General features: G+C 66.5%; 27 protein-coding genes and 1 tRNA gene. 18 read left to right on the top strand and 10 right to left on the bottom strand.

Going from position 1 to position 25,250, the window contains the following annotated elements:
• Nucleotides 1–17: 17 nt before the first annotated feature.
• Entirely contained in the window at nucleotides 18–914 is an 897-nt protein-coding gene (locus MOM01_RS08215; RefSeq protein WP_241384913.1) for an alpha/beta fold hydrolase, read from the top strand.
• A gap of 15 nt (nucleotides 915–929) precedes the next feature.
• Here the strand turns inward: MOM01_RS08215 and aroD are convergent, their stop codons facing one another.
• From aroD to MOM01_RS08200, 3 genes are all read right to left on the bottom strand, one after another.
• Nucleotides 930–1,700 (bottom strand): type I 3-dehydroquinate dehydratase, encoded by a 771-nt coding sequence (aroD, locus tag MOM01_RS08210; protein WP_241384912.1) that lies wholly within the window; start codon nucleotides 1,698–1,700, stop codon nucleotides 930–932.
• 43 nt (nucleotides 1,701–1,743) lie between these two features.
• Nucleotides 1,744–3,387: an MDR family MFS transporter gene (locus MOM01_RS08205; RefSeq protein WP_241384911.1), complete on the bottom strand. Its 1,644-nt coding sequence runs from the start codon at nucleotides 3,385–3,387 to the stop codon at nucleotides 1,744–1,746.
• 124 nt (nucleotides 3,388–3,511) lie between these two features.
• A complete protein-coding gene (locus MOM01_RS08200; RefSeq protein WP_241384910.1) occupies nucleotides 3,512–3,835 on the bottom strand; it encodes a hypothetical protein in 324 nt (107 codons plus the stop codon).
• Nucleotides 3,836–3,954: 119 nt separating this feature from the next.
• On the opposite strand from MOM01_RS08200, the gene MOM01_RS08195 reads away from it, so the two are divergent.
• Complete coding sequence (locus MOM01_RS08195; protein WP_241384909.1) at nucleotides 3,955–5,520, top strand: hypothetical protein; 1,566 nt, start codon at nucleotides 3,955–3,957, stop codon at nucleotides 5,518–5,520.
• Nucleotides 5,521–5,532: 12 nt separating this feature from the next.
• Here MOM01_RS08195 and MOM01_RS08190 read toward each other — a convergent pair whose 3' ends face one another.
• Nucleotides 5,533–5,913, bottom strand: coding sequence for a hypothetical protein (locus MOM01_RS08190; protein ID WP_241384908.1), 381 nt, complete (start codon nucleotides 5,911–5,913; stop codon nucleotides 5,533–5,535).
• A gap of 66 nt (nucleotides 5,914–5,979) precedes the next feature.
• Nucleotides 5,980–9,300 (bottom strand): bifunctional proline dehydrogenase/L-glutamate gamma-semialdehyde dehydrogenase, encoded by a 3,321-nt coding sequence (locus tag MOM01_RS08185; protein ID WP_241384907.1) that lies wholly within the window; start codon nucleotides 9,298–9,300, stop codon nucleotides 5,980–5,982.
• Nucleotides 9,301–9,428: 128 nt separating this feature from the next.
• Here MOM01_RS08185 and MOM01_RS08180 point away from each other — a divergent pair, with 128 nt between their 5' ends.
• Nucleotides 9,429–10,265: a DUF1206 domain-containing protein gene (locus MOM01_RS08180; protein ID WP_241384906.1), complete on the top strand. Its 837-nt coding sequence runs from the start codon at nucleotides 9,429–9,431 to the stop codon at nucleotides 10,263–10,265.
• 3 nt (nucleotides 10,266–10,268) lie between these two features.
• Here the strand turns inward: MOM01_RS08180 and MOM01_RS08175 are convergent, their stop codons facing one another.
• Nucleotides 10,269–10,667, bottom strand: coding sequence for a hypothetical protein (locus MOM01_RS08175; RefSeq protein ID WP_241384905.1), 399 nt, complete (start codon nucleotides 10,665–10,667; stop codon nucleotides 10,269–10,271).
• 280 nt (nucleotides 10,668–10,947) lie between these two features.
• Between MOM01_RS08175 and MOM01_RS08170 the strand changes: the two genes are divergently transcribed.
• Nucleotides 10,948–11,451 carry a VOC family protein gene (locus MOM01_RS08170; protein WP_277609378.1) on the top strand — a complete coding sequence of 168 codons (504 nt, stop codon included), beginning with the start codon at nucleotides 10,948–10,950 and terminating at the stop codon, nucleotides 11,449–11,451.
• Between the two features lie 8 nt (nucleotides 11,452–11,459).
• Here MOM01_RS08170 and MOM01_RS08165 read toward each other — a convergent pair whose 3' ends face one another.
• Nucleotides 11,460–11,882: a hypothetical protein gene (locus MOM01_RS08165; RefSeq protein WP_241384903.1), complete on the bottom strand. Its 423-nt coding sequence runs from the start codon at nucleotides 11,880–11,882 to the stop codon at nucleotides 11,460–11,462.
• A gap of 100 nt (nucleotides 11,883–11,982) precedes the next feature.
• Between MOM01_RS08165 and MOM01_RS08160 the strand changes: the two genes are divergently transcribed.
• From MOM01_RS08160 to MOM01_RS08120, 9 genes are all read left to right on the top strand, one after another.
• Nucleotides 11,983–12,225 (top strand): DUF2630 family protein, encoded by a 243-nt coding sequence (locus tag MOM01_RS08160; RefSeq protein ID WP_241384902.1) that lies wholly within the window; start codon nucleotides 11,983–11,985, stop codon nucleotides 12,223–12,225.
• 192 nt (nucleotides 12,226–12,417) lie between these two features.
• Nucleotides 12,418–12,981 carry an alkyl hydroperoxide reductase subunit C gene (ahpC, locus tag MOM01_RS08155; RefSeq protein ID WP_241385119.1) on the top strand — a complete coding sequence of 188 codons (564 nt, stop codon included), beginning with the start codon at nucleotides 12,418–12,420 and terminating at the stop codon, nucleotides 12,979–12,981.
• Between the two features lie 145 nt (nucleotides 12,982–13,126).
• Nucleotides 13,127–14,719, top strand: a complete 1,593-nt coding sequence (ahpF, locus tag MOM01_RS08150; protein WP_241384901.1) for an alkyl hydroperoxide reductase subunit F — start codon at nucleotides 13,127–13,129, stop codon at nucleotides 14,717–14,719.
• Between the two features lie 253 nt (nucleotides 14,720–14,972).
• Nucleotides 14,973–16,388, top strand: coding sequence for a glutamate decarboxylase (locus MOM01_RS08145; protein ID WP_241384900.1), 1,416 nt, complete (start codon nucleotides 14,973–14,975; stop codon nucleotides 16,386–16,388).
• A gap of 52 nt (nucleotides 16,389–16,440) precedes the next feature.
• Nucleotides 16,441–17,454, top strand: coding sequence for a zinc-dependent alcohol dehydrogenase (locus MOM01_RS08140; RefSeq protein WP_241384899.1), 1,014 nt, complete (start codon nucleotides 16,441–16,443; stop codon nucleotides 17,452–17,454).
• A gap of 51 nt (nucleotides 17,455–17,505) precedes the next feature.
• Nucleotides 17,506–18,006, top strand: coding sequence for a gluconokinase (locus MOM01_RS08135; RefSeq protein ID WP_241384898.1), 501 nt, complete (start codon nucleotides 17,506–17,508; stop codon nucleotides 18,004–18,006).
• A 150-nt stretch (nucleotides 18,007–18,156) separates the two neighbouring features.
• Complete coding sequence (locus MOM01_RS08130; protein WP_241384897.1) at nucleotides 18,157–18,558, top strand: ArsR/SmtB family transcription factor; 402 nt, start codon at nucleotides 18,157–18,159, stop codon at nucleotides 18,556–18,558.
• On the top strand, nucleotides 18,555–19,652 hold the full coding sequence (gene arsB, locus MOM01_RS08125; RefSeq protein ID WP_241384896.1) for an ACR3 family arsenite efflux transporter: 1,098 nt from the start codon (nucleotides 18,555–18,557) through the stop codon (nucleotides 19,650–19,652). Before MOM01_RS08130 ends, arsB begins: the two co-directional genes overlap by 4 nt.
• A 3-nt stretch (nucleotides 19,653–19,655) precedes the next feature.
• Complete coding sequence (locus MOM01_RS08120) at nucleotides 19,656–20,066, top strand: arsenate reductase ArsC (RefSeq protein ID WP_308196971.1); 411 nt, start codon at nucleotides 19,656–19,658, stop codon at nucleotides 20,064–20,066.
• 46 nt (nucleotides 20,067–20,112) lie between these two features.
• Here the strand turns inward: MOM01_RS08120 and MOM01_RS08115 are convergent, their stop codons facing one another.
• Entirely contained in the window at nucleotides 20,113–20,607 is a 495-nt protein-coding gene (locus tag MOM01_RS08115) for an ArsI/CadI family heavy metal resistance metalloenzyme (RefSeq protein WP_241384895.1), read from the bottom strand.
• 96 nt (nucleotides 20,608–20,703) lie between these two features.
• On the opposite strand from MOM01_RS08115, the gene MOM01_RS08110 reads away from it, so the two are divergent.
• Nucleotides 20,704–21,063: an Rv2640c family ArsR-like transcriptional regulator gene (locus tag MOM01_RS08110; protein ID WP_241384894.1), complete on the top strand. Its 360-nt coding sequence runs from the start codon at nucleotides 20,704–20,706 to the stop codon at nucleotides 21,061–21,063.
• 358 nt (nucleotides 21,064–21,421) lie between these two features.
• Here the strand turns inward: MOM01_RS08110 and MOM01_RS08105 are convergent.
• Nucleotides 21,422–21,495 (bottom strand) — tRNA-Gly (locus tag MOM01_RS08105).
• Nucleotides 21,496–21,580: 85 nt separating this feature from the next.
• On the bottom strand, nucleotides 21,581–22,405 hold the full coding sequence (locus MOM01_RS08100; protein WP_241384893.1) for an oxygenase MpaB family protein: 825 nt from the start codon (nucleotides 22,403–22,405) through the stop codon (nucleotides 21,581–21,583).
• Between the two features lie 89 nt (nucleotides 22,406–22,494).
• Here MOM01_RS08100 and MOM01_RS08095 point away from each other — a divergent pair, with 89 nt between their 5' ends.
• From MOM01_RS08095 to MOM01_RS08080, 4 genes are all read left to right on the top strand, one after another.
• Nucleotides 22,495–23,130, top strand: coding sequence for a TetR/AcrR family transcriptional regulator (locus MOM01_RS08095; protein WP_241384892.1), 636 nt, complete (start codon nucleotides 22,495–22,497; stop codon nucleotides 23,128–23,130).
• Nucleotides 23,131–23,164: 34 nt separating this feature from the next.
• A complete protein-coding gene (gene dcd / locus MOM01_RS08090; RefSeq protein WP_241384891.1) occupies nucleotides 23,165–23,755 on the top strand; it encodes a dCTP deaminase in 591 nt (196 codons plus the stop codon).
• 69 nt (nucleotides 23,756–23,824) lie between these two features.
• Nucleotides 23,825–24,157 (top strand): DUF5995 family protein, encoded by a 333-nt coding sequence (locus MOM01_RS08085; RefSeq protein ID WP_241384890.1) that lies wholly within the window; start codon nucleotides 23,825–23,827, stop codon nucleotides 24,155–24,157.
• 27 nt (nucleotides 24,158–24,184) lie between these two features.
• Nucleotides 24,185–25,249, top strand: a complete 1,065-nt coding sequence (locus MOM01_RS08080; protein WP_241384889.1) for a beta-mannosidase — start codon at nucleotides 24,185–24,187, stop codon at nucleotides 25,247–25,249.
• Nucleotide 25,250 lies beyond the last annotated feature (1 nt).

The raw sequence follows: 25,250 nt of genomic DNA, 5'->3' as shown, positions 1-25,250 counted from the left end.
CGTGCGATGCTGACGCCATGGACGTCGAACGCCCCAAACTCGAAGGCACCGTCGCGGTCGGGGAGGGTCGGCGACTCGGATTCGCCGAGTTCGGGTCTGCGCAGGGGCGGACGGTGTTCTGGCTGCACGGCACCCCGGGCGCCCGCCGCCAGGTCCCGATCGAAGCACGTGCCTTCGCCGAGCGGCACGACGTGCGTCTCATCGGAATCGACCGTCCGGGTATCGGTTCGTCGACACCCCACATCTACGAGAACGTTCTCGCGTTCAGCGACGACCTGCGCATCGTCGCCGACACCCTGGGTGTCGACCGCATGGCACTCGTCGGACTGTCCGGCGGCGGCCCCTATACCCTGGCCACGGCCTACGCGCTGCGTGAACGGGTGGTGGCGGCCGCGGTCCTCGGTGGCGTGGCACCGGTGGTGGGTCCCGAGGCGATCGGCAGCAACCTGATGAAGCTGGGCACGCTCGTCGCGCCGGCCCTGCAGGCCGCGGGTGTCCCGATCGGTGCGGCGGTCAGCGCCGCGATCCGCGTGGTGCGTCCGTTCGCGTCGCCGATCATCGACCTGTACGGGCGCCTGTCACCCGAGGCCGATCGCCGTCTGCTCGCCCGCCCCGAGTTCAAGGCGATGTTTCTCGACGACCTGCTCAACGGCAGCCGCCGTCAGATGGCCGCGCCCTTCGCCGACATCGTCGTGTTCACCCGCGACTGGGGTTTCCGGGTCGCCGACGTGAAGGTGCCCGTGCGGTGGTGGCACGGCGACACCGACCACATCATCCCGATCGAACACGGTCTGCACATGGTGGAGTTGCTGCCCGACGCGCGGTTCCATCACCTGCCGGGGGAGAGCCACCTCGGGGGCCTCGGCGCGGCCGAGGAGATCCTCACGACCGTGCTGGAGTTGTGGGAGGACTGAACGTTCCGCCGCTGATCAGCGCGACCGCTCGAGCAGGTCGAGGACCGAACGCAACTCGTCGGCGTCGATCTGGCCGGGAGCCGATGCGGCGCCGACCATCCCGAAGGTCGCCGCCGACCCGAAGACCTGACCGGCGATCCGCGACACCACGCCGAGACCGCCCATCGACATCGTGATCAACGGGCGGTCGGCGTAGTTCTCGTGCATCGTGCGGGTCGCGTCGAGCAGGACGAGGACGTCCCCGGTCGAGCGCGGCATGACCGCGATCTTGCAGATGTCGGCACCGAGATCCTGCATCTCCCGCAGACGCGCGACGATCTCGTCCCGGGGCGGAGTGGCGTCGAAGTCGTGATTCGACGCCACCACCGCGACATCGCAGGAATGCGCCGCCTCGAGGATCCGGTCGACGGCGGCACGGTCGCGGCGGTACTCCACGTCCACGAGATCGACGGCGCCGCTCTCGGCGAGCGCGACCGTCAGATCGGCGTACGCGTCGTCGGCGATCGCGATCTCCCCGCCCTCGTTCGCGGTGCGGCAGGTCGCGAGCAGCGGGGTGCCCTGCAGGTGCCCGGCCAGGCTGACGGCCTGCGCGACCACCGAGGCGGGATCGTCGACGAGGTGGAAGAAATCCACGCGCCATTCGACGACGTCCGCCCGTCCCGCGGCGGCCGCGACCTGCTCCCGCAGTGCGTCGGGGGTGCGGCCGGTGACGGGGACGACGATGGTGGGTGCGCCCTCGCCGATCACCACGTCCTTGACGCGGACCGGTGTGATCGTTCGTCCCACCTGTCGTCTCCCTATCCCTCGTCCGATGCAGGGCCCTATTCGATCACGTGCGCTTCACGCCGCTCTCCGCGGTGTCCGCGCCCGGCTCGGACGGTTCGACGACCACTGTGGTGTCCGCCTTCGCCGCTTTCGCGGGGTCGGCGACCGCTTCACCGCGCGCGACCATGAGCGCTTCGTCGGAGAGCGGAATCTCCTTGATGAAGCAGGCGAGCACGAAGGCGATGAGCAGGAACGGGATGAGATACCAGAAGACCGGGGCCAGCGAATCGGCGTAGGCATCGATGACGCCTTCCCGGACGGGCTCGGGGAGGAGTTTCATCGCCGCCGGGTCGACGGTCGCGGTGGCCTGCCCGGCCTGTTCCGGTGTCGCCCCGGCCGCCGTGAAGACCTCGACGAGTTTCTCCGACAGGCGGTTGGTGAAGATCGTGCCGAAGATCGCCACGCCCAGCGCCGCACCGACTTCGCGGAAGTAGTTGTTCGAACTCGTCGCGGTGCCGATCTCGTCGGCGGGCACGGCGTTCTGCACGATCAGGATCACGACCTGCATGATCAGGCCGAGGCCCAGGCCGAAGACGAACAGCATCGAGCAGATCATCCACAGCGGGGTGGAGCCCTCGAGCGTGGTCAGCCACAACATGCCCGCTGCCGTGATGAGCGAACCGACGATCGGATAGATCTTGTACCGCTGGGTCTTGGTGATCGCCAGGCCCGACCCGATCGAGGTGATCATCAGACCGGCCATCATCGGCAGCAGGAGCAGGCCGGAGACCGCAGCGGAGGTGCCGGACGACATCTGCAGGAAGGTCGGCATGAAGGCGATCGCGGCGAACATCCCGAGGCCGAGCACGAAGCCGATGGCGGTGGCGTTGACGAAGATCGAATTGCGGAACAGCGACAGCGGGATGATCGGGTCCTGCGCACGCGACTCGACGAGCACGAACAGGCACACGAACACCACCAGACCCGCACCGAACGCCCATGTCAGCGGGTCGCTCCAGCCGCGGTCGGCGTCGCCACCGAAGTCGGTGAAGAAGATCAGGCAGGTCGTGGCCAGCGAGAGCGTGACGACGCCGAGGACGTCGATCCGCTTGGTGGGCTTCTTCGACGGCAGGCGCAGTGCGATCCAGGTGATGACGAACGCGAGGATGCCGACCGGGATGTTGATGTAGAAGCACCACTCCCAGCTCAGGTGGTCGACGAAGAAACCGCCGAGCAGCGGTCCGCCGACCGCGGAGAGACCGAAGATCGCGCCCAGGGGACCCATGTACTTGCCGCGTTCGCTCGCGGGCACGATGTCGGCGATGATCGCCTGCGACAGGATCATCAGACCGCCGCCGCCGAGCCCCTGCATCGCGCGGAAGACCACGAACGTCCAGAAGTCGTCGGTGAGCGCGCAGCCCGCCGAGGCCAGGGTGAACACGGCGATCGCGATGAGGAACAGATGGCGCCGGCCGAAGACGTCACCGAATTTGCCGTAGACCGGCATGACGATGGTGACGGCGAGCAGGTAGGCGGTGGTGATCCAGGCCTGGTGTTCGACACCGCCGAGCTGCCCGACGATCGTGGGCATGGCGGTCGAGACGATCGTCTGGTCCAGGCTGGCGAGCATCATGCCCGCGATGAGCGCGGAGAAGATGATCCATATCCGTCGCTGGGTGAGGACGAGCGGTTCCGAAGTGGTGGTCACGATGTTCCTGTCGGATGATGACTATCGAAAGAACGAACTGCCGTACGAGCGAGATCTGTCCGAAGCACGGCGATCGAAAATTGTGGCACCCGATGCAGTCGGCTGCCAAACGATTATCCCCGGATCACTCCAGCCAGGACCTCAGCGGCGGCTTCACCCACATGATCCTCTCGTCCGCATCGGTCGGTGTCGCCGACGGGTGGCCGGGATGCTGCCGGGCCCACTCCGTCTTCTCGTCCATGAGGCGCGCGGCCAGTTCCCAGGTCTCCATCGTGCGCGGTGGGTGCGCGTCCGCGGCCCGTGCCAGTCTGCGCCGTGTCTCCTCGGACATGGCCAGCAGCTCCGCGCCCGAGATGCCGCGGTTCCACGCATACCGGGCCAGGGTCACGGCCTTGTCGCGCCGGTTCTTCTCCGCGCGATCGGTGTGGGCGAAATCGGCGTCGCTCATGCCTTCAGACGGTACGCGCCGCCGGAATCGCCGTCGTGCCCGGAACGGGACCGGATCTCCCTGCGTCACCGGACCGCACTGCCTACTCTGAGCAGGGGATGGGGGCAGGGGAGACCGCCGTGCCGACCGTTCCCGAGGACACACCCGAGTCCGTCCTGGCCCGCGCGGCCGCGCCGCCGCGGATTCCGCAGTTCGATCCGACCCTCGGCATCGAGGTCTCCCGAGCCGTCCGCGGCACACCCCCGCACCGCCTGGTCGCTCTCGGCGATTCCGTCCTGCAGGGCTTCCAGAGCGGCGCGATCTACAACACCGACCTCTCCGTTCCCGCGATCGTCGCCCACGAACTGGGCGCGGACTTCCGGTATCCGCGCTACGGCGGCCCGGGCGGGCTTCCGCTGAACATCGAACTGCTGTTGCGCCGGATCGAAGAGCGGCACGGATCCGAGCTGCGGCCGTGGGAGCTGCCGGCGGCGTTGTTCACCGCACGCGGATTCATGGACGAGGTGGAGGATTACTGGGAGCGTGGACCCGGCTCCACGCCTCCGCTCGTCGGTCGTCTTCACAACCTGTCGTGCTACGGCTGGGATCTGCGCGACGCGCTGCAGAAGACGGCGCGGGAGTGTGCTGCGCGGATCGGCGCACCGCGCGACGACCTCGTGCGCCAGCTGGCGGAGAACAACGGGGAGCGCGCTGCGCTGTACGTGTACCCGAACGGCGACGAGCGGCGCCGCGACGAGACCCTGTTCGACGCTGCGGCCGCACTCGGCGACGAGCGTGACGACGCCGAATCCGGCATCGAGACTCTCGTCGTCTTCCTCGGATCCAACAATGCGTTGCGGACCGTCACCGAACTGCGGGTCGTGTGGAGCGGCGAGGACTTCCGGGAACTCGATCACACACGCGCCTACACGATCTGGCGGCCCGAGCACTTCGACACCGAGTTCGCCGAGATCGTCGCCCGGCTGCGCACCATCGGTGCCCGGCACGTCGTGCTGTGCACCGTCCCGCACGTCACCATCGCACCCATCGCCCGGGGACTCGGCACGAAGAAGGGCTCACCGTACTTTCCCTACTACACCCGGCCGTGGGTGAGCGAGGACCGTTTCGACGCCACCCGCGACGAGCACCTCACCGGCGACCAGGCGCGCCTGATCGATGCCGCGATCGACCTGTTCGACGAGACGATCACACGCGCCGTGGCCGACGCGCGTCGCGCCGGGCTGGATTGGTACCTGCTCGACACCGCGGGCATCCTCGATCGCTTCGCCGCCCGCCGTTACGCCGACGACCCCGAAGCGCGACCGGACTGGTGGGAGCCGTATCCGCTTCCGCCTACTCTGTCCGCTCTCGACCCGGTCCCCGACACGCGATTCCTGTCCGCCGACGGTCGTGGGGGTCGCGCGAGCGGGGGACTGTTCTCCCTCGACGGCGTGCACCCGACGACGGTCGCCTACGGGATCCTGGCCCAGGAGATCATCGACGTGATGGTGCGTGCCGGCGTCGAATTCCGCAGTCCGAACGGCACGGTGCGCAGTGGTCGCGTCAGCGTGGACTTCGAGCGGCTGCTCCGGCGCGACACGCTCGTGCGCAGCCCACCGCAGAACATCGATTCGACGCTGGCGATCCTCGGGTGGCTCGACGAGATACTCGATGTGCTCCGCGTGCAGTGGAGACCGGGTCTGTAGGGGACGTGCGGATCAGGTCAGATTGACGACGTGCGCGTGCGATGCGACGGCGTCCTGCATCTTCTGCCGCGACAGTGAGCGGGGACCGCAGGCGCATCCGGACGGGATGGCGTCGTCCTCGAACTGGGTTGCTTCGAGGGTGTCCACATATTCCGAATTGAGCGACGTGCCGTTGTGCGGGGTGGCCTCGCGGTCGCGGTTGCCACGGCCGCCGGGGCCGCTGCGGGAGACCACGACCTGACCCTCGGAGGTGTTGTACACCGCCGCTACGGTGTGGCCCTTGGGGCAGCGGACCTTGAGGACCGCCTTCTCGGTGCGTTGCGGTCCGAGTTCCTTCAGTGCGGCGAGTGCGAGTTTGCGACGTTCGGTCGGGGGTGTCGTGGCGATATCCATTGTCCTATTCCACCTCACAGTGTCGGGGTTCACCGGGGTTCGGCAGAACCGATTCGGGGTTTGTTTTCAGATGATCTCGTCGGTGAGCCGGTTCGGCGTGCCGAAGCGGTGCGCGGTGATCGCGACGGACTGCTCGGCCAGGAACGGGAGCATTTCGATTCGTCCGGATCCGGTCACCGGATGATCGAACACCGTCGTCTCGCACCGGGTGTTCCACTCGGCGGGAGGTGCTGCTCCGATCAGGCGAGCTCGCACGACATCGATGCCGACGATCCGCTCCTCCCATTCCGCATCACTTTCCACACATACTCGTCCGTCGAAACATGCTGTAGTAGAGCATATTACGAGATCAGCTGCGTGAGCCGAGGATATCTCCACCGGCGCGTCGGCGCGCGCCGCGGCGGCGAGCACGCGCACGAGATCGACGGGGCGCCCGTTCTCGCCGAGTCGGACATGTGTGGGAACGGGGCGGTACCGGAAGAGATTTCGTTCCGCGGAAAGCCCGGTGACATCTTTCGCGACGCCGAACTCCGAACGCCATGCCTGCTCGTCGCTCGCGAGTGCCCGGTCCAGAGCTGCCTCGTCGGCGACGCCGCCCTCCCAGGATCCGAAGCCGAAGAGATAATTCGGTCCCCCCGCTTTGAACCCGGCTCCCACCGACGACCTCTTCCATCCGCCGAACGGCTGCCGCCGCACGACGGCACCGGTGATCCCGCGGTTCACGTACAGATTTCCGGCCTCCACCCGATCGAGCCAGCGGGCGATCTCCTCGGAGTCCAGCGAGTGCAGTCCCGCCGTGAGTCCGTACTCCACCTCGTTCTGAATCGCGATCGCTTCGTCGAGATCACGCGCGGTCATCATCCCCAGCACCGGACCGAAGAATTCGACGAGATGGGTGCGCGATCCGCGGCGCACACCCGTGCGGACGCCGGGACTCCACAGCCGGCCCTCGGAGTCGAGCCGGTGTGGTTCGACGAGCCACGACTCGCCTTCCTCGACGGTCGTGAGCGCATCGAGCAGTTTGCCCTGTGCGGGTTCGATCAACGGCCCCATGCGGGTTCGAGGGTCGTGCGCGGGACCGACCGGCAGGGAACGCACCGCGTCGACCAGCTGATCACGGAAACGCCGGGAGGTCGCCACCGAGCCGACGAGGATCACGAGTGAGGCCGCCGAGCACTTCTGTCCCGCATGCCCGAACGCCGACGCGACGACGTCGCGCACCGCCAGGTCCGGATCGGCGCTCGGCGTCACCACGATCGCGTTCTTGCCGCTGGTCTCGGCGAGCAGCCGCATGCCGGGGCGGAGCGAACGGAACGTCTCGGCCGTCTCGTAGGCGCCGGTGAGCACGACACGGTCGACACGCTCGTCGGCGACGAGCGCCGTACCCAGTGAGCGCTCGTCGAGGTGGACGAGGTGCAGTACCTCGCGCGGCACCCCGGCATCCCACATCGCCTCCGCGAGCACCGACCCGCAGCGGGCGGTGAGTCCGGCGGGTTTGAGGATCACCGCGGAGCCCGACGCCAGCGCTCCGAGTGTCGATCCGGCCGGAATCGCCACCGGGAAGTTCCAGGGCGGCGTCACGAGGGTCAGGGTCGACGGCACGAACCGCGCACCGTCGATCGTGTCGAGTTCGCGTGCCCGTTCCGCGTAGTACCGTGCGAAGTCGATCGCCTCGGAGACCTCCGGATCGGACTGGTCGAGGGTCTTGCCGCCTTCCGCTGCCATCACCTCCACCAGATCGGCGCGCCGCGCTTCCAGCACGTCGGCCACCCTCTCGAGGATCCGCGCCCGTTCGGCACCACTACGGGCGCCCCAGGAACGCCCCGCGGCGGTCGCGGCGGTCAGCACACGTTCGAGTCGGTCCTCGGACCCCAGGCTGTGAGCCCGGACGGTGTCGACGCCCAATTTGGACGACGGCACCCGCTCGAGGATCCGGCGTCCCCATGCACGGTTCTGCGGCAGCGAGGGGTCGGTGTCGGGGGTGTTGGTGAAAGGTGGTGGTGCCGATGCTGTCGACGGGGGTGGTTCCAGCCGGTTCTGGGTGCGGTGGGGTGAGGGGACTGTCTCGTCGAGGGCGGCCACCGACGCGCGGAACCGTTGCTCCTCCCGCGCGAACAGGGCGGGATCGTCCGCGAGGTCGAACACCGCGGACATGAAATTGTCCTGCCCCGCACCCTCGTCGAGTCTGCGCACCAGATACGAGATGGCGACGTCGAACTCGTCGGGGCGGACCACCGGTGTGTAGAGCAGCAGACCGCCCACATGCCGGCGCACCACCTCGGCCTGACCCTGTGCCATGCCGAGGAGCATCTCGATGTCGATCCCGTGGCGCACCTCCCGGCGACCTGCGAGCAGCCAGGCGTAGGCGATGTCGAAGAGGTTGTGGCCGGCTACGCCGATCCGCACGTTCTCGATGCGCTCGGGAGTGAACGCCCAGTGCAGCAGGCGTTTGAAGTTCGTATCGGTCTCCTGTTTGGTGTGCCAGGTCGCGAGCGGCCAGTCGTGCAGTGACGCGTCGACCCGTTCCATCGGCAGGTTCGCGCCCTTGACCACGCGCACCTTGATCGCCGCTCCGCCCCGCGCGCGTCGCGCCGCAGCCCACTGCTGCAGGTGCATCATCGTGGCCGCGGCGTCGGGGAGATAGGCCTGCAACACGATCCCGGCCTCGAGATGCAGGAATTCGGGACGGTCCAGCAGGGCCGTGAACGTCGCGACGGTCACGGCCAGGTCGTGGTACTCCTCCATGTCGAGGTTGACGAACTTCGGCACCGGTGACGCGGCAGCACGCCGGTAGAGGGGGAGAAGGCGGTCGACGATGTCGGTGACGGTCTCATCGAACGCCCAGGGGGAGTGCGGTGCGACCGCCGCCGAGACCTTGAGGGATACGTAGTCGACGTCCTCACGGGCGAGCAGCGCGAGGGTTCCCTCGAAGCGGCGGTTGGCCTCGACGTCACCGAGTACGGCCTCGCCCAGCAGGTTGAGGTTCAACCGGATGCCGGGGCGTCGTAGGCGACCGATCGCGCGGCCGAGCGCATCGTCGTCCGTGTCGACGACCAGGTGGCCGACCATCGCGCGGAGCGCCCGGCGCGCGGCGGGGACGACGAGGTGCGGGAACCGGGGTCCGAGCATGCCGCCCGCCCCCACGGCGGCCCGGAGATGAACGGGAAGGAAATCCGGTATGTCGCGGGACAATTCGGCCAGGGCGCGTGCGGCCGCGGCCGGGTCCTCGGGACGGATCACCTCGTCGACGAATCGGACGGTGAAGTCGAGGCCGTGAGGGTCCTTCAGGAGCTCGGCGAGATGCCGGGCGGCGCGGTCGGGTGCGATGCCCGAGGACTCGTCGACCCATCGGCGGGCCAGTGCGACGGCGTCCTCGACGATCTGCACGACGCACCTCCGCTCGACGGCGTTCGGGCCTGAGGCCAATCTACCCAGCGGAGCCGATTCGCGTTTGCAGTCCGCCGTCTCGGGAATACAGGGCGAAGGGGGCAATCCAGGACAAAGAGGAGACGAGGGTGAACAGTCAGGTACCGGCGTCGCGAAGCGCGTCGAGCTCCGCCGAGCGCCTTGCGCAGAACGGTGTGTTCGAGAAGTTCGCTCGTGCCGGATACATCGGCAGTGGCATCGTCCATCTGCTCATCGGCTACCTCGCGGTCCTCGTCGCGTTCGGCCGCAACGATCAGGAGGCGTCGCAGTCCGGCGCGATGGCGGAACTGGGGGAGCAACCCGGTGGGAAGATCGCGCTGTGGATCGCCGTCGTCGTGTTCGTGATGATGGGACTGTGGCGGTTCGCCGAGGCGGCCTTCGGTAAGGCCTCGGAACCGCAGCGGTCCGATGCCGACACGAAGGATCGGATGTTCAACCGGTTCAAGGCGTTCTGTGTCGGGGTGGTCTACCTCGCGTTCGCCTACACCGCTTTCGGATTCGCCCGAGGCAGCGGCAAGTCGAGTGGGGAGCAGAACGCCGGACTCACGGCGAAGCTGCTCGAGTCCGGTGCCGGGAAGTTCGTCCTCGTCGTCGCGGGCCTCGTCATCCTCGGTGTGGGTGCCTATCACGTCTACAAGGGCGCGTCGAAGAACTTCGTCGACGACCTGAAGAGTCACCCCGGTACCTTCGTGAAGCGCCTCGGCATGATCGGGTACGTCGCGAAGGGAATCGCGATCGGTCTCATCGGTGTACTCGTCATCGTCGCGGTCTTCCAGGCCGACCCGCAGAAGGCCGCAGGACTCGACGGAGCGCTGAAGACACTGGGATCGCAGCCGTTCGGTGTGGTGCTGCTCCTGCTGATGGGCCTCGGTATCGCCGTCTACGGCCTCTTCAGCTTCGTGATGGCGCGCGACGCCAAGATGTGACGGTCAGTCGTCGTCGTCGAACCAGAAGTGCCGGGTGGCGACGTAGTGCAGGGTCGGTGGGCCGGGCAGGCGGAAGTCGATCGAGCCCACCGACCGCAACTCCCCGTCGTTGTCCTCGCACCTGGCGGTTGCCACCCGGTGGCCGCCGGAGCTCTCGACCAGCTCGACTGTCCGGTAGTTCGTGCCGCCGATCCCGGCGGTGACCGAACGGCCGGTATCGAGGACTGCGACGCAGCGGTAGGGGGCGTCCTCGTCCTCGGGTGGAGCGGTGTAGACGAATTTCAGCACCACGGTGTCCCCGCGCGTGCTGAGGGTCCACAGTCCCCGCGTGCCGGTATCGGCAGCCTGGGCGGTGGGTGCGAGGGCAGCGGCGAGGGCGAGCGGGGCAAGCGCTGCCGTCACCGTGCGCAGTGTTCTCCGAGCGGACGGTCTTCTCCGGTGGCTCATGGGACGTCCTTCCGAAACCGGTGGCCCCGACGCCTCGATGGTGGAGGGCATGTGACAGCAGGACCGGGCGAATCGGATGGTCGTGAAGAAGCCGTGATCAGGCCGGGCTCGTCGTGCCGGTTTCGTTACCCGGCGGGTCACGGGATGGTTGCCGGCACGGAGCGGACTGATTGACATTGCAACGACAGGGCGTACTCTCAATCTAGTTGATAATGCAACTATTTTGGGAGTGTCGATGACGTCGGACGAGCAGCGTCGCCGCGAGGTCGAGCGCAGGCGCGAGCCCATCCGCGAGGCCCACCTGAAGCCGGCCGGGTCACGTCCGCGCTCGTCGGCGCGCGGGCTGCACCACACCGCGCTGATCAGCAGTGACGTCGAGCGAACCGTGCGCTTCTATCAGGATCTTCTCGAGTTCCCGCTGACGGAACTGATCGAGAACCGCGACTATCCCGGGTCATCGCACTTCTTCTTCGATATCGGCAACGGCAACCTGCTGGCCTTCTTCGATTTTCCGGGCCTCGACCTCGGCCCGTATCGAGAGGTTCTCGGCGGGTTGCACCACATCGCCATCAGTGTGGCTCCCGGCATCTGGGAACGCCTTCGGGGCAAGCTCGTCGCCGCCGGGGTCGAACTCGTCGAGCACAGCGAGGTATCGCTGTACTTCCGCGACCCCGACGGCGCCCGGCTCGAACTGATCGCCGACCCGCTCGGTGAGATGTACGGATCGAAGGTGTTGTAGGCCGGAGGTTATTCCACGATCGGGAAGATCGACTCGCCGTCCTCCGGGGTGCCGTCGATCTGGCCGCGATCGATGCGCGAATCCTCCACGATCACGCCGTCCACCACGTCCGCCAGTTTGGTGTCCTCGGGGGCACCGGTCGTGGCGTCGTCGATCACCTCGTCCACGTCCTCGGTGAGTTCGTCCTCCGGGGTGACGGCAACGGGTTTGTCGAGAGGGTCGACGGGTTCGACGTCGGGTTCCTCCTCGGCGAGGCGCTGATCCAGCGATTCGCCTTCCTTCTCTTCTCGTGGGGTCGTGCCGAACTTGTCGGCTTCACTCCAGCCCTCGGGCGGATCGACGACCTCGTCGCCGTCGTCGTTGCGTACTTCGTCCGAATCGAGGCCTTCGCTGGGGCTGAGGGTGTCGCCGGGACCGTCTTCGATGCTCATGTCGCAGAATTACCCGACCGTCCGACGAGGGAAACCGCTCCCGGTTTCACCAGGAGTGGAACAGGCTATGCGTTCGGGACATCCGACGAAGGGAATTTCCATGTACGAGGACGATCTCTTCCAGTACATCGAGAAGCTGGTGGACGAGGAGAAGACGTTGCGCTCGCGGGCGGATGAGGACGGTCCGAGCGACGAGGATCGGCAACGTTTGCGCACCGTCGAGGAACGACTGGACCAGTGTTGGGACCTGCTTCGTCAGCGCCGGGCGAAGGCCGAGTTCGGTGAGGATCCGGACGAGGCACAACCTCGCCCCGTCGACGAAGTGGAGTCCTACCGGCAGTAGGTGACGACCCCTGGTTGCGAGCACAATCGTGTGTATTCGGTCACACCGGAGTTTTGCGACAGGCGGCGAGCTGGCCGGATCGTGTGTTATAGCCCTTTCTTATCGAACTTCTAGAAGTAATCGATTGGCACGATTAATGGTTCGGCGTTAACGTCGAGATGGCCAACCCCATCGAGACGAGTGAGGTTCTACATGTCGCTGATCAACAAGAAGATCAAGCCGTTCAAGGCGGAGGCCTTCAAGGACGGCGCCTTCGTGACCGTGTCCGACGAGGACATCAAGGACAAGTGGGCGATCTTCTTCTTCTACCCCGCAGACTTCACGTTCGTCTGCCCGACCGAGCTCGGCGACCTCGCGGACCACTACGAGGAGCTGCAGAAGCTCGGCGTCGAGGTCTTCTCCGTCTCCACCGACACGCACTTCACGCACAAGGCGTGGCACGGCTCGTCGGAGACCATCGGCAAGATCAAGTACGCGATGATCGGTGACCCGACCCTCCAGATCAGCACCGACTTCGAGGTGCTCCGCGAGGACCAGGGCCTCGCCGACCGCGGCACCTTCCTGGTCGACCCGGACGGCGTCATCCAGTTCACCGAGGTCACCGCCGAGGGCATCGGCCGCAACGCCGCCGAGCTCGTCCGCAAGGTCAAGGCTGCGCAGTACGTCCGGTCGCACCCGGGCGAGGTCTGCCCCGCCAAGTGGGAAGAGGGCGACGACACCCTCGCTCCGTCGCTGGAGCTCGTCGGCAAGATCTGATTCGTCGACGGAATTCGTTCGGTGGCACGGGACAGCTGTCTCGTGCCACCGGGCACCGTCCCGGGTCCGCTCGGCTCGAGCTGAGAAGTTCGCCGACTCCCCTCTCTTCCGGTCACAGTTCTTCCACCTCTGGAGTTGATTCCTCATGCTCGATGCCTCCCTCGCCGCCCAGCTGAAGTCCCTCCTCGACAAAGTCACCCAGCCGATCGAGCTGGAGTCCTCCCTCGACGACGGCCCGAAGTCGAAAGAACTCGGTGACCTCCTCGACCAGATCGCCGGCATGTCCGACCTGGTCACCCACACTCGCACCGGGGAAGACGCCCGTCGCCCGTCCTTCGTGATCCGCCGCGTCGGCACCGACATCGAGGTCCAGTTCGCGGGTATCCCCCTCGGCCACGAGTTCACCTCCCTCGTGCTCGCCCTGCTGCAGGTCGGCGGTCACCCCTCGAAGGAAGCCGCAGAGCTGCTCGAACAGGTGCGCGACCTCGAGGGCGACTTCCACTTCGAGACCTACTTCTCGCTGTCGTGCCAGAACTGCCCCGACGTGGTGCAGGCCCTCAACGTGATGTGCGTGGTCAACCCGCGCGTCAAGCACACCGCGATCGAAGGCTCCCTCTTCCAGGACGAGGTCGACGCCCGCCAGGTCATGGCCGTTCCCACCGTCTTCCTCAACGGTGAGCTGTTCGGTTCCGGACGCATGAACCTCGAGCAGATCGTCGGCAAGCTCGACACCGGATCCGCCGAGCGCACCGCTGCCGCGATCACCGGGAAGGACCCCTTCGACGTCCTCGTCGTCGGTGGTGGCCCCGCCGGCGCGACCTCCGCGATCTATGCCTCCCGCAAGGGGATCCGCACCGGCGTCCTGGCCGAGCGCTTCGGCGGGCAGGTGCTCGACACCATGGCCATCGAGAACTTCTCCTCCGTCCCCTACACCGAGGGCCCGAAGTTCGCCGCCGAACTCGAGAACCACGTGCGCCAGTACGACGTCGACATCATGAACGTCCAGAAGGCCGCGAAGCTCACCCCCGCCCCCACAGAGGGCGGCCTCGTCGAGATCGAGCTCGAGAGCGGTGCCCGGTTGCTGTCGCGCAGCGTGATCCTCGCGACCGGTGCACGCTGGCGCGCGATGAACGTGCCGGGTGAGGAGGAGTACCGCAACAAGGGCGTCACCTACTGCCCGCACTGCGACGGCCCGCTGTTCAAGGGCAAGCGTGTCGCGGTGATCGGCGGCGGTAACTCCGGCGTCGAGGCGGCCATCGACCTCGCCGGTGTGGTCGCGCACGTGACGCTCATCGAGTTCGATTCGGTGCTGCGCGCCGACGAGGTGCTGCAGCGCAAGCTCCGCAGCCTGCCCAATGTCGACATCATCGTCAGCGCCCTGACCACGGAGGTGCTCGGCGACGGTTCGAAGGTCACCGGTCTGAGCTACACCGACCGCACCACCGATGCCTCGCACACCCTCGAACTCGACGGTGTGTTCGTGCAGATCGGCCTGCTGCCCAACACCGAATGGCTCAGCGACGCGGTCGAACTCAGCCCGCGCGGTGAGATCGTCGTCGACGACCACGGCCGCACCTCGGTGCCGGGTGTGTTCGCCGCCGGCGACTGCACGACCGCCCCGTACAAGCAGATCATCGTTGCCGCCGGTGCAGGTGCGACCGCCGCGCTCGGCGCGTTCGACCACCTGATCCGCACGAGTGCCCCGGCTCAGGCCGAGGAAGCGGTCACAACCGTCTGACACTCCGCAGACACGACAGAACGCACGGCCGGAATCCTCCGGCCGTGCGTTCTGTCGTATATCCCTCGTGGCGGCGCACGATTCGCGACACCCGGCGATTTACATCGTTCACAGTTCCCTTGTTCCCTAACACGTTACGATGGCATTCCGTAGGGAGCACGACATCGACACCGCTGGTCGGGATGTATCCGATCGGACGGACGCACCGTTTCTGTGCACGACCGCTGTCCGATCCGCCTTCCGAGGGGGAGCCATGCCCGAACCGATCGATCCCACCGAATTCCGCGGCCGCGGTGTCGGCACCAGTGACTCGGTGTCGGTCAATCCGATCTTCGAGCGTCCGGGGGAGGCCACCGACCTTCCGAAATCACGGCTGCCGAAGTCGGAATCGTTTCCCGACACCGCGTATCAGATCGTGCACGACGAAGCGATGCTCGACGGCAACTCACGCCTGAATCTCGCCACCTTCGTCGGTACGTGGATGGACGACCAGGCCGTTCGTCTCTACACCGAGGCGGCCGACAAGAACATGATCGACAAGGACGAATATCCGCAGACCGCGGCGATCGAAACACGTTGCTGGACAATGCTCGCCGACTTGTGGAACGCTCCCGATTCCCGTCGTGCCATCGGGACCTCCACGATCGGTTCCTCCGAGGCCTGCATGCTCGGTGGTCTCGCCCTCAAGCGGCGCTGGCAGAAGCGCCGGCGTTCCGAAGGCAAGTCCACGGAGGCGCCGAACATCGTGCTCTCGAGCGCTGTGCAGGTGTGCTGGGAGAAGTTCTGCAATTATTTCGAAGTCGAGGCGAGATATGTGCCCATCACCCTCGAGCACAGAACACTGGACGGGCACGACCTCGACAAGTATGTGGACGAGAACACCATCGGTGTCGTCGCCATCATGGGTGTCACCTATACCGGTGCGTACGAACCCGTCGCCGACATCGGGGCGGCACTGGACCGGATCGCCGAGGAGACCGGCGTCGACGTCCCGATCCATGTCGACGGCGCGTCCGGAGCGATGATCGCGCCGTTCTGTCAGCCGGATCTGGTGTGGGACTTCCGGCTCGACCGGGTCGCATCGATCAGTACCTCCGGCCACAAGTACGGTCTCGTCTATCCCGGCGTGGGCTGGGTGGTCTGGCGCGACAAGGACGCACTGCCCGACGAACTGGTCTTCTACGTCAGCTATCTCGGTGGCAACATGCCCACCTTCGCGCTCAACTTCTCGCGTCCCGGCGCTCAGGTGCTGTTGCAGTACTACATGTTCCTGCGGTTGGGATTCGACGGGTACAAGCGGGTCCAGGAGGAGTCGCTGGCGGTCGCCCGGTACCTCGCGCATGAACTGGCGAAGATGCCGGCTTTCGAATTGTGGAACGACGGCGCCGATATTCCGGTCTTCGCATGGATGCTGAAAAAGGGCTATACCGACAAATGGAATCTCTACGACCTGTCGGACAGATTGCGGATGAAAGGCTGGCTGGTACCCGCCTATCCCTTGCCCGACGACCTGACCGACATCACCGTGCAGCGAATCGTGGTGCGCAACGGGTTGAGCCACGACCTCGCTAGCGCCTTGCTGGCCGCGATCAGGACGGAAGTGGATTTCCTCGACCGGCTCGAGGCTCCCGTACCTCGTGAAGGTCAGCCGGTGCTGTTCCACCATTAGAGGACCGACCGGCTCGCGGATGTGCGGGCACGTCCACCACAGGAGAACTGGGATGAAAGCAGCAGTCGTCACCGACTTCACGGTCCCTCTCGAAATCCAGGATCTGCCCGTCCCCGAACCCGGGCCCACCGACGTGCTGGTGAAGATGGAGGTCAGCGGACTGTGCCACACCGATATCCACGCCGCACACGGGGATTGGCCGGTCAAACCGTCGCCACCCTTCGTGCCCGGTCACGAGGGTATCGGCCGTATCGAGGCGATGGGACCGGAGGTGACCGGCCGAACGCTGGGTGAGCGGGTCGCCATCGCCTGGCTGGGATATGCGTGCGGTGCGTGCCGGTACTGCATCTCCGGCTGGGAGACGCTGTGCGAGAACCAGCGCAACTCCGGGTACTCCGTCGACGGCAGCTTCGGTGAGTACGCCGTTCTTCCCGCTGCTTTCGCAACGCCTGTCCCCGACAGCGTGTCGTCCGTGGACGCGGGTCCGCTGACATGTGCTGGGGTGACCACCTACAAGGCGGTGCAGGTGGCGCAGGTGCGTCCGGCCCAGACCGTCGCGGTCTTCGGCATCGGTGGGCTCGGGCACCTGGCGGTGCAGTACGCCCGCATCGCGGGCGGTTTCGTGATCGCTGTCGACGTCGCCGACGACAAGCTCGAGATGGCGCGGCGTCTCGGCGCAGACCACGTCGTCAACGCCAAGACAGAGGACCCGGTGGAGGCGATCGCCCGACTCGGGGGAGCGGATGTGGCCCTTGCTCTGGTGGCCTCTGCCGCATCCTTCGAACAGGCATACGCCTCCCTGCGTCGCGGCGGGCGACTCGTCTGCGTCGCGCTACCTGCCGGCGACGCGTCGCTGCCGGTACCGATCTTCGATACGGTGCTCGGCGGAAAATCCGTCATCGGATCGATCGTGGGCACACGCAACGACCTGGCGGACGTCTTCGTGCTGCACGCAGCCGGACGTACCCAGGTCATCGCCGAGACACGCCCCTTGGAAAGGGTGAACGAGTCGATCAGCGACGTGCTGAGCGGAGCCGTGCCCGCTCGGGTGGTGTTCGAGTTCTGACCGCGTGGCCGAACGAAGGCGGCAACAACCTCCCGCTCGCTACGATGTTGCATGACCGTTGTGGTGATGGGCGTAGGTGGATGTGGGAAAACGACATTCGCGCGGCTGCTTGCCGGCGGGATCGGCGGCGTCTTCATCGACGCGGACGATTATCACAGCGAGGCGTCGATCGAGAAGATGCGCTCCGGTCGGGCGCTCGACGACCGGGATCGTGAGCCGTGGCTGCGTGCGGTCGCGGCGGCCGCTGCCGACAGCGCCGAGACGCCGGTGGTTGCGTGCTCGGCACTGAAACGGTCGTATCGAGACATCCTGCGTGCCGCCGCCCCGGTCGTGTTCCTGCATCTGGATGTGCCCCGGGAGGTCGTGAACTTCAGGGTTCTCACACGCGCTGACCATTTCTTCTCCGAAGAGCTGGTGGCCTCGCAGTTCGACGCACTCGAACCGCTCGGACCCGACGAGCACGGCGTCGTCCTGGACGGCACCCTGCCGCTCCCCGAGCTTCTCGACACCGCCTGCTCGTACCTCGAGGGCCGTCCGGATCGGTGCCGGTGAGATTCCGGGTTCTCACTCGCCTTTCTGCTCCTCGCCCTGGTCGACGAGACGGAAGAGGGGAGTGGACAGTGGCTGCGCAGTGAAAACCGACTCGCAGTGCTGGACCGACCGGACTTCGGCCACTGCATAGATATCTGTCAATATAGATGTATGTCGAATCAGAATCGGGTTGACGGTGGTGCGTGCTGCCCGCCGCTGGCGCGCGAGCCGCTGACCGAGGACTGGGCCGGTGGCCTGGCCCGGATGTTCAAAGGGTTGGGTGATCCGGTGCGCCTACGCCTGCTGTCGCTGATCGCCTCCCATGTGGGCGGTGAGGCCTGCGTGTGCGACATCTCCGGTTCGTTCGATCTGTCGCAGCCGACGATCTCGCATCACCTGAAGGTGCTGCGCGATGCCGGTCTGCTCGAGTGTGAGCGCCGCGGCACCTGGGTGTACTACCGGGTGGTCCCGTCGGCCTTGGCGCAGTTGTCAGCCGTGCTCTCCGCCGAGGTCGGGGTCCTGCCGGGTTCGGACTGCGCTGTGGTCGACGATGCGGTCGAGGCGACGCGATGACCACGACGAACACCGAACACCCGACTGTCGTCGGGAAGATGTCGACCCTCGACCGGTATCTGGCCGTGTGGATAGGCGCCGCCATCGTCGTGGGCCTGCTGCTCGGCCGCATGATCCCCGGACTCGGTGAAGCGTTGAGCTTCATCGAGATCGACGGCATCTCGTTGCCGATCGCTCTCGGTTTGCTGATCATGATGTATCCGGTGCTGGCGAAGGTGCGCTACGACCGTCTCGACACCGTCACCGGCGATCGCTCGCTGTTGGTCTCGTCGCTGATCCTCAACTGGATTCTCGGGCCTGCGTTGATGTTCGCGCTGGCCTGGCTGATGCTGCCGGATCTACCGGAGTACCGGACCGGGTTGATCATCGTGGGTCTGGCGCGGTGCATCGCCATGGTGATCATCTGGAACGACCTCGCCTGTGGGGACCGGGAAGCGGCCGCGGTGCTGGTGGCGATCAACTCGGTCTTCCAGGTGATCATGTTCGCCGTGCTCGGCTGGTTCTACCTGTCGGTGCTCCCCGGCTGGCTGGGTCTCGAGCAGGCCACCCTGGACGTGTCGCCGTGGCAGATCGCGAAATCGGTGTTGATCTTCCTCGGCATTCCCCTGATCGCAGGGTTCCTCACCCGGCACTTCGGTGAGAAAGCCAAGGGTCGCACCTGGTACGAGGACACCTTCCTGCGGAAGATCGGGCCGTTGGCCCTGTACGGGCTTCTGTTCACCATCGTGATCCTGTTCGCGTTGCAGGGCGAGCAGATCACCTCCCGGCCCCTGGACGTGGTGCGGATCGCGCTGCCGTTGCTGGCGTACTTCGCGATCATGTGGGGCGGCGGTTATCTGTTCGGTGCCGCGATCGGTCTCGGCTACGAACGCACCACCACGCTCGCGTTCACGGCGGCAGGTAACAACTTCGAGCTCGCGATTGCGGTAGCGATCGGCACCTTCGGGGTGACTTCCGGTCAGGCTCTGGCGGGGGTGGTCGGACCGCTCATCGAGGTTCCCGTTCTTGTTGCGCTGGTGTATGTCTCGCTCGCCCTGCGCACTCGTTTCGCCCGTCGCGAGTCGGCGCACATACCTGCATCGAGAGAGGTCTGAACCGTGGGCACTCCGAGTGTGTTGTTCGTCTGTGTCCACAACGCAGGTCGCTCGCAGATGGCCGCCGGGTTCCTCACCGCTCTCGCTGGGGACCGGATCGAGGTGCGTTCGGCCGGCAGTGCTCCGGCCGAACGGGTGAACCCGGCCGCGGTCGCGGCGATGGCCGAGGTCGGCATCGACATCTCGACCGAGAATCCGAAGATCCTCACCGCCGAGGCGGTGCAGGCATCGGATGTGGTGATCACGATGGGCTGCGGGGACACCTGCCCGGTGTTCCCCGGCAAGTCCTATCGTGACTGGGTGCTCGACGACCCTGCCGGCCAGGGCCTCGAGGCGGTGCGCCCGATTCGGGACGAGATCCGCGCCAAGGTCGAAGCGTTGATCGCCGAGCTCACGATCGGCTCGGTCCACTGATCGGTGGGCAGGCCGTTTCGGGTGGCGGTCTGCCCACCGGTCGTGTTCAGCAGCACGACGCCTCGGCCGAGTCCGGTGCTGGATCCTCGGTGCCGGCCGCCGCGGCGGTGCCGCAACAGATGCCGCCCTCGGCAGCGGCGGGGTCGTCGAGGTGCTGCGGGCTCGAGCCGAAGGTTTCCGAGTCGGCGAGGACGGTGTAGACCTCCCACTTCTCTCCGGCCGGACCGGTGACCCACACCTTGTCCTGGGTGGCGAAGCAGCAGGTGGTACCGATCTCCTCATCGGTGAACAGCCCTTCGCCGGTCAGGCGAGCGATCTCGGCGTGCACCTTCTCGCTCGCTTCGACCTCCACGCCGAGGTGGTTGATGGTGCCGCCCTTGCCGGGGTTCTCGAGCAGGACCAGCTTCAGCGGTGGTTCGGCGATCGCGAAGTTCGCGTAACCGGGCTCGAGCTTGGCCGGCTCGGTGCCGAACAGCTTCGTGTAGAACGTGACCGCTTCCTGCAGGTCGTCGACGTTGAGGGCAAGTTGTACGCGTGACATGACAGCCTCCACCTATGTGGCATATATCGAATTACTGGACGCGTTCAGGGTGCGACACCTTTCGATATATGTCAAGGAAGTCGGTAGGCTGGGATCATGCCGAAAGCCCTGCCCGTGATCGACGTCAGTGCCCCTATCTGCTGCGAGCCGGTCTCGGCCGCACCGATGAGTGACGACGCGGCTCTCGGGCTCGCGCTGCGCCTGAAGGCCCTGGCGGATCCGGTCCGGATCAAGCTCATGTCGATCCTGCTCACCCATGCCGACGGTGCGGTGTGCACGTGCGATCTCGCTTCCGGCGTCGATCTGGCCGAATCCACCGTCAGCCACCATCTCGGGCAGCTGCGCAAGGCCGGCATGGTCGAATCGGAGCGCCGGGGGATGAACGTCTATCACCGCGCCCGCACCGAGGCCCTCGACGCGTTGCGCACGGTCCTGGACCCGAACTGCTGCCGATGACCTGGACTGTGCCCACAAGGTGGACGCTGTCACTGCAGATCTGCAGCGTCGATCCGGTCAGGTTCCGATTCCTCGCGGTGTCGGTGTCCCGAGAACGGTGATCCGAACGGGCGCCCGATTCGCCTCGTTGCTTTCTGCGCAAGAAGCTCGAAGTGAGGCAGGGGTGTTCGTGGTTGCAGGGTGTGGCGTAGGGACGCCTGCATGATTCGAGTTCGAGCTGTGTTTGTCGAAGTGCTCTTCGAGTTCGGCCCGTTCTTCGTCGGTGACCGGACGGCACTCCTCGACGGGACGCAATCCCAGTCGGCGCTGGAGGTGGGCACCGATGTGGACGGGCAGGCCGCTGGTGACCCGCTTGTCGTGGAGCCGATGACGGGAATCGAACCCGCGTATTCAGCTTGGGAAGCTGATGTTCTACCATTGAACTACATCGGCACGCTGGGCTTTTGCCGATTCTCACCGGCTCGGCCCGAGCTTCGGAGCAAACTTTAGCAGACTCTCCGCGTCGACCGCGGCACCCCTAGACGAGTGAGCGACCCGTGCGGATCCGCCACCGCATGTCGGCGAGAAGGACGCGATAGGGCAGTTCCCGCACCGCGACCGGCAGGCGCTTGTTCACGGTGCCCAGAACCCTCATGAGGCGATCGAAGCGGCGCTGGTCGCGGGGCGTCCAGGGCAGCAGCATCTGCTCGCGGAACAGCGGGGGCAGGAAGCCGGCGGTGAAGAACAGGTTGAGTCGGCCGAACAGGGCCGGGACGGGCTGGGGCAGGAATTCGATGCGCGCGATCGACAGCAGGTGCTCGCGAATCGTGTCGTCGATCTTCACCTTGTGGAGATTGTCGTTCCAGTACTGCTCGAAGGCCGCACGGTCCGTCGGCCACATCTCCTGCGGCACCTGCAGTGTCGTCCCGAATGTTGCGCCGTTGCGGTAGAAGTACTCGATCGCGTCGTCGGGCATCGGCCCGTACAGCGCACGGTGTACGTCCTCGAAGCCGCGGTAGATGCACGCCGCGACCCACAGCTGGAGTTCCGGGTCCATGGCGTTGTACTCGACGGGGCTCGAATCGGTGGAGCGCACCCGGGCGTGGGCCTTGTTCACGCCGCGACGGAACAAGCGCTTCTCGTCATCGGTGCCGCGCGCCGCGACCGCGAGGTAGGTGAGGGTCGTGCGGGTGCGCTTGATCGGATGGTCGAACAACCGGCCCGACTCCACGCGGGATTCGTAGACGCCGTAGCCGACGCCGGGCCACGACAACTGCATGATGATGTTCGCGGCGCCGGCAGCCAGGCCGAGCCCGTCCATCGTGTCGTCCAGGCCGACGGGCTTGTCGGCGGTCGTCGTCATCGGAAGATTCCTCCTCGCTTCGAAAGTGACCACGACTGTACTCAGATACCCTCGGCGCGTAAAGACCCGGACGCTGCGAAGATGGGGGTATGACGACGGGACGGCTCTACGGTGGACGCGCAGGTGAGGAACGACAGGCGGATCGGCGAGCGCAGCTGATCGATGCCGGTCTCGACCTCCTCGGGGCAGCGGACGGCGAACCCACGCTGTCGGTCCGTGGCGTCTGCAAGCGTGCCGGTCTGGCCTCGCGCTACTTCTACGAGAGCTTCGCCGACCGCGACGAGCTCACCGGCGCCGTCTACGACCACGTCGTCCAGCGCATCGCCGAGAGCACACTGACCGCCGTGGCGTCGGCACCGGCCGGTGACGATCGTGCCATCGTGCGGGCATGTGTCGAGAACATCGTCCGGGAGATCGGCGAGGATCCCCGGCTGGGCCGCATGCTGTTCTCCGTCAGTCAGGCCAACCCGCAACTCGCGAGGCGGCGTCTCGACTCGTCCCGCATGTTCGCCGGTCTCGTCACCGCGCAGGCCGAGAACATCTATGCCATCACACCCAGCCCCCGGCTCGACCTGGCTGCGCATTACGTCGTGGGCGGACTCGCGCAGGCACTCACCGCCTGGCTCGACGGCACGGTGCCGCTGAGCCGGGGCGAGGTCGTCGACGAATGCACCGAACTGCTGCTCACGATGTCGGCCCAGCTCCGGCACGACTCGGCCACATAAAAGCTGCGGAAGACCAGGTTGTTAACCTCTACTCGTGCTGCTCTCCGATCGTGACATCCGCGCCCAGCTCGAATCCGGGCATCTGGGCATCGACCCGTTCGATCCGGAACTCGTGCAGCCCTCGAGTGTGGACGTCAGGCTCGACAGCCTGTTCCGGGTTTTCAACAACACCCGCTACACCCATATCGATCCGGCGAAGCAGCAGGACGAACTGACCTCGCTGGTGCAGGTGCCCGACGGGGAGCCGTTCGTGCTGCACCCCGGTGAGTTCGTACTCGGGTCGACGATGGAACGGTGCACCCTGCCGGCCGATCTCGCGGGTCGTCTCGAAGGCAAGTCGTCGCTCGGCCGTCTCGGTCTGCTCACACACTCGACAGCCGGCTTCATCGACCCGGGTTTCGACGGGCACATCACTCTCGAGCTGTCCAACGTCGCGAATCTGCCGATCACGCTCTGGCCGGGCATGAAGATCGGTCAGCTCTGCCTGTTCCGGCTGACCAGCCCCGCGGAGCATCCCTACGGCAGCGCGAAGGTCGGATCGAAGTACCAGGGTCAGCGCGGGCCCACGCCGTCGAAGGCGTACCTGAACTTCGTGCACAGCCATCCCGACACCCGCCCGAGCTGACGTCTCGTAACTCCCTCCGCCCTCCCGATGCGGGGCCACAATGGACCTCATCCACGAGGAGGAGGGGCCGTGGCGCTGCATGCGAAGAACATCGACGAAGTACTGCGGATTCTCGAAGGAATCGTCGCGGACACGGCTGCCCGTGGTGATCCGCGGGGATGCTTCGCGGCCGTCTACCGGCAGATGACCCTGGCGGTCCGGCGGGGAATCGAGGACGAGATGCTGTCGCGGCTGGACGAGTGGATGCGTCCAGCGGTGACGGACGTCCTCGACCGGGACGTCGCCACCCTCGGCAAAGTCGTCGCACGTCCCGACCCGTTGACGTCGGTCCTCGTCGGCCTCGTCCACAACACGGAGAGCAAGGACATGGGGATGATCATCCCGCTTCTCGACACTCTCTGAGCTCCGGTACTCGGCTAATCTCGGGACGTGCGCGTCGCTGCGGTCGGCATCGCTGCTCTGCTCCTGCTCGCGGCGTGCGCGCAGGACACCTCATCGCGCCCGTCGCCACCCGAAGAGCTCCCCACGGTCCGCGCCGACGGCGACCGGCTTCTTCTGGACGGCCGGCCGTGGTGGCCCGCGGGCCTCAACGCCTACCAGCTCGGCACCCGATGGGAGGTCAACCGTGGTTGTGGAGGCCAGGTGGATCTCGACGAGTTCTTCGGCTCGTTCCCGCCCCGCTCGATCGTCCGTTTCGATGCCTTCCAGTCGCACGCCGTGCACCGGCTGAGCGACGTCCTCGACTTCTCGGCGCTCGACGCGGTCTTCGCCGCCGCCGAGCGGCACCGGGTGTACGTGATCCCGGTCCTCGCCCCACACGACAGCGATTGCGACGCGGGCGGATACAAGCAGGCCGACTGGTACGTCTCCGGTTGGCGCGACCCGCTGCCCGGCCACGTCCTCGCCTACGACGACTGGGTCGCGACAGCCGTTGAACGCTGGGGATCGTCGCCGTCCGTGGCGATGTGGGAGCTGATCGGTGAGCCCGAAGCCGCGACCTGCACCGACGACGAGTGCACACTCGAACGGCGCGAGTGCGCCCCTGGCGGTGCGGGCCTGCTCCGCGACTGGATCGGCGAGGCGGCCGCGATCGTCCGGGAACACGATCCGGACCGGCTCGTCACCGTCGGCACCATCGGCGGTGACCAATGCGGTTCGGCCGGAGGCGATTTCGCGACCGTCGCGGAGGCGGACCATCTCGACGTCCTGCAGTACCACGACTACGACGACGCGCAGTTCCTGGAGCAGCGTCTCGCGCAGCTGTCGAAGCCGGTGCTCGTCGCCGAACTGGGTGTCGAGGCAGGCCCGTGCCGTGGGACGACCGACCGGGCCGCGATCGTCGACCGTACCCTCACGCGGTACCGCGAACTCGGTGCCGACGGCGCACTGCTGTGGTCGTTCGTCCCCGATCCGCGCCCGGACGAGTGCACCTACGACATCGGTCCCGGCGACCCGGTGCGCGACGTGCTCCGGCGGCACCACCGCATCGGCTGAG

Origin of the sequence: Rhodococcus sp. CH91 (genome assembly GCF_022554085.1) — a bacterium.
Classification (GTDB): domain Bacteria; phylum Actinomycetota; class Actinomycetes; order Mycobacteriales; family Mycobacteriaceae; genus Rhodococcus.
This window is presented reverse-complemented; position numbering and strand designations above follow the sequence as displayed.

What these genes read in the sequence shown, in the direction of transcription:
- MOM01_RS08215 (WP_241384913.1), top strand. Translation starts at nt 18, where the DNA reads ATGGACGTCGAACGCCCCAAACTCGAAGGCACCGTCGCGGTCGGGGAG.
- MOM01_RS08200 (WP_241384910.1), bottom strand. Translation starts at nt 3,835, where the DNA reads ATGAGCGACGCCGATTTCGCCCACACCGATCGCGCGGAGAAGAACCGG.
- MOM01_RS08190 (WP_241384908.1), bottom strand. Translation starts at nt 5,913, where the DNA reads ATGGATATCGCCACGACACCCCCGACCGAACGTCGCAAACTCGCACTC.
- MOM01_RS08170 (WP_277609378.1), top strand. Translation starts at nt 10,948, where the DNA reads ATGACGTCGGACGAGCAGCGTCGCCGCGAGGTCGAGCGCAGGCGCGAG.
- MOM01_RS08165 (WP_241384903.1), bottom strand. Translation starts at nt 11,882, where the DNA reads ATGAGCATCGAAGACGGTCCCGGCGACACCCTCAGCCCCAGCGAAGGC.
- MOM01_RS08160 (WP_241384902.1), top strand. Translation starts at nt 11,983, where the DNA reads ATGTACGAGGACGATCTCTTCCAGTACATCGAGAAGCTGGTGGACGAG.
- ahpC (WP_241385119.1), top strand. Translation starts at nt 12,418, where the DNA reads ATGTCGCTGATCAACAAGAAGATCAAGCCGTTCAAGGCGGAGGCCTTC.
- ahpF (WP_241384901.1), top strand. Translation starts at nt 13,127, where the DNA reads ATGCTCGATGCCTCCCTCGCCGCCCAGCTGAAGTCCCTCCTCGACAAA.
- MOM01_RS08145 (WP_241384900.1), top strand. Translation starts at nt 14,973, where the DNA reads ATGCCCGAACCGATCGATCCCACCGAATTCCGCGGCCGCGGTGTCGGC.
- MOM01_RS08140 (WP_241384899.1), top strand. Translation starts at nt 16,441, where the DNA reads ATGAAAGCAGCAGTCGTCACCGACTTCACGGTCCCTCTCGAAATCCAG.
- MOM01_RS08135 (WP_241384898.1), top strand. Translation starts at nt 17,506, where the DNA reads ATGACCGTTGTGGTGATGGGCGTAGGTGGATGTGGGAAAACGACATTC.
- MOM01_RS08130 (WP_241384897.1), top strand. Translation starts at nt 18,157, where the DNA reads ATGTCGAATCAGAATCGGGTTGACGGTGGTGCGTGCTGCCCGCCGCTG.
- arsB (WP_241384896.1), top strand. Translation starts at nt 18,555, where the DNA reads ATGACCACGACGAACACCGAACACCCGACTGTCGTCGGGAAGATGTCG.
- MOM01_RS08115 (WP_241384895.1), bottom strand. Translation starts at nt 20,607, where the DNA reads ATGTCACGCGTACAACTTGCCCTCAACGTCGACGACCTGCAGGAAGCG.
- MOM01_RS08110 (WP_241384894.1), top strand. Translation starts at nt 20,704, where the DNA reads ATGCCGAAAGCCCTGCCCGTGATCGACGTCAGTGCCCCTATCTGCTGC.
- MOM01_RS08100 (WP_241384893.1), bottom strand. Translation starts at nt 22,405, where the DNA reads ATGACGACGACCGCCGACAAGCCCGTCGGCCTGGACGACACGATGGAC.
- MOM01_RS08095 (WP_241384892.1), top strand. Translation starts at nt 22,495, where the DNA reads ATGACGACGGGACGGCTCTACGGTGGACGCGCAGGTGAGGAACGACAG.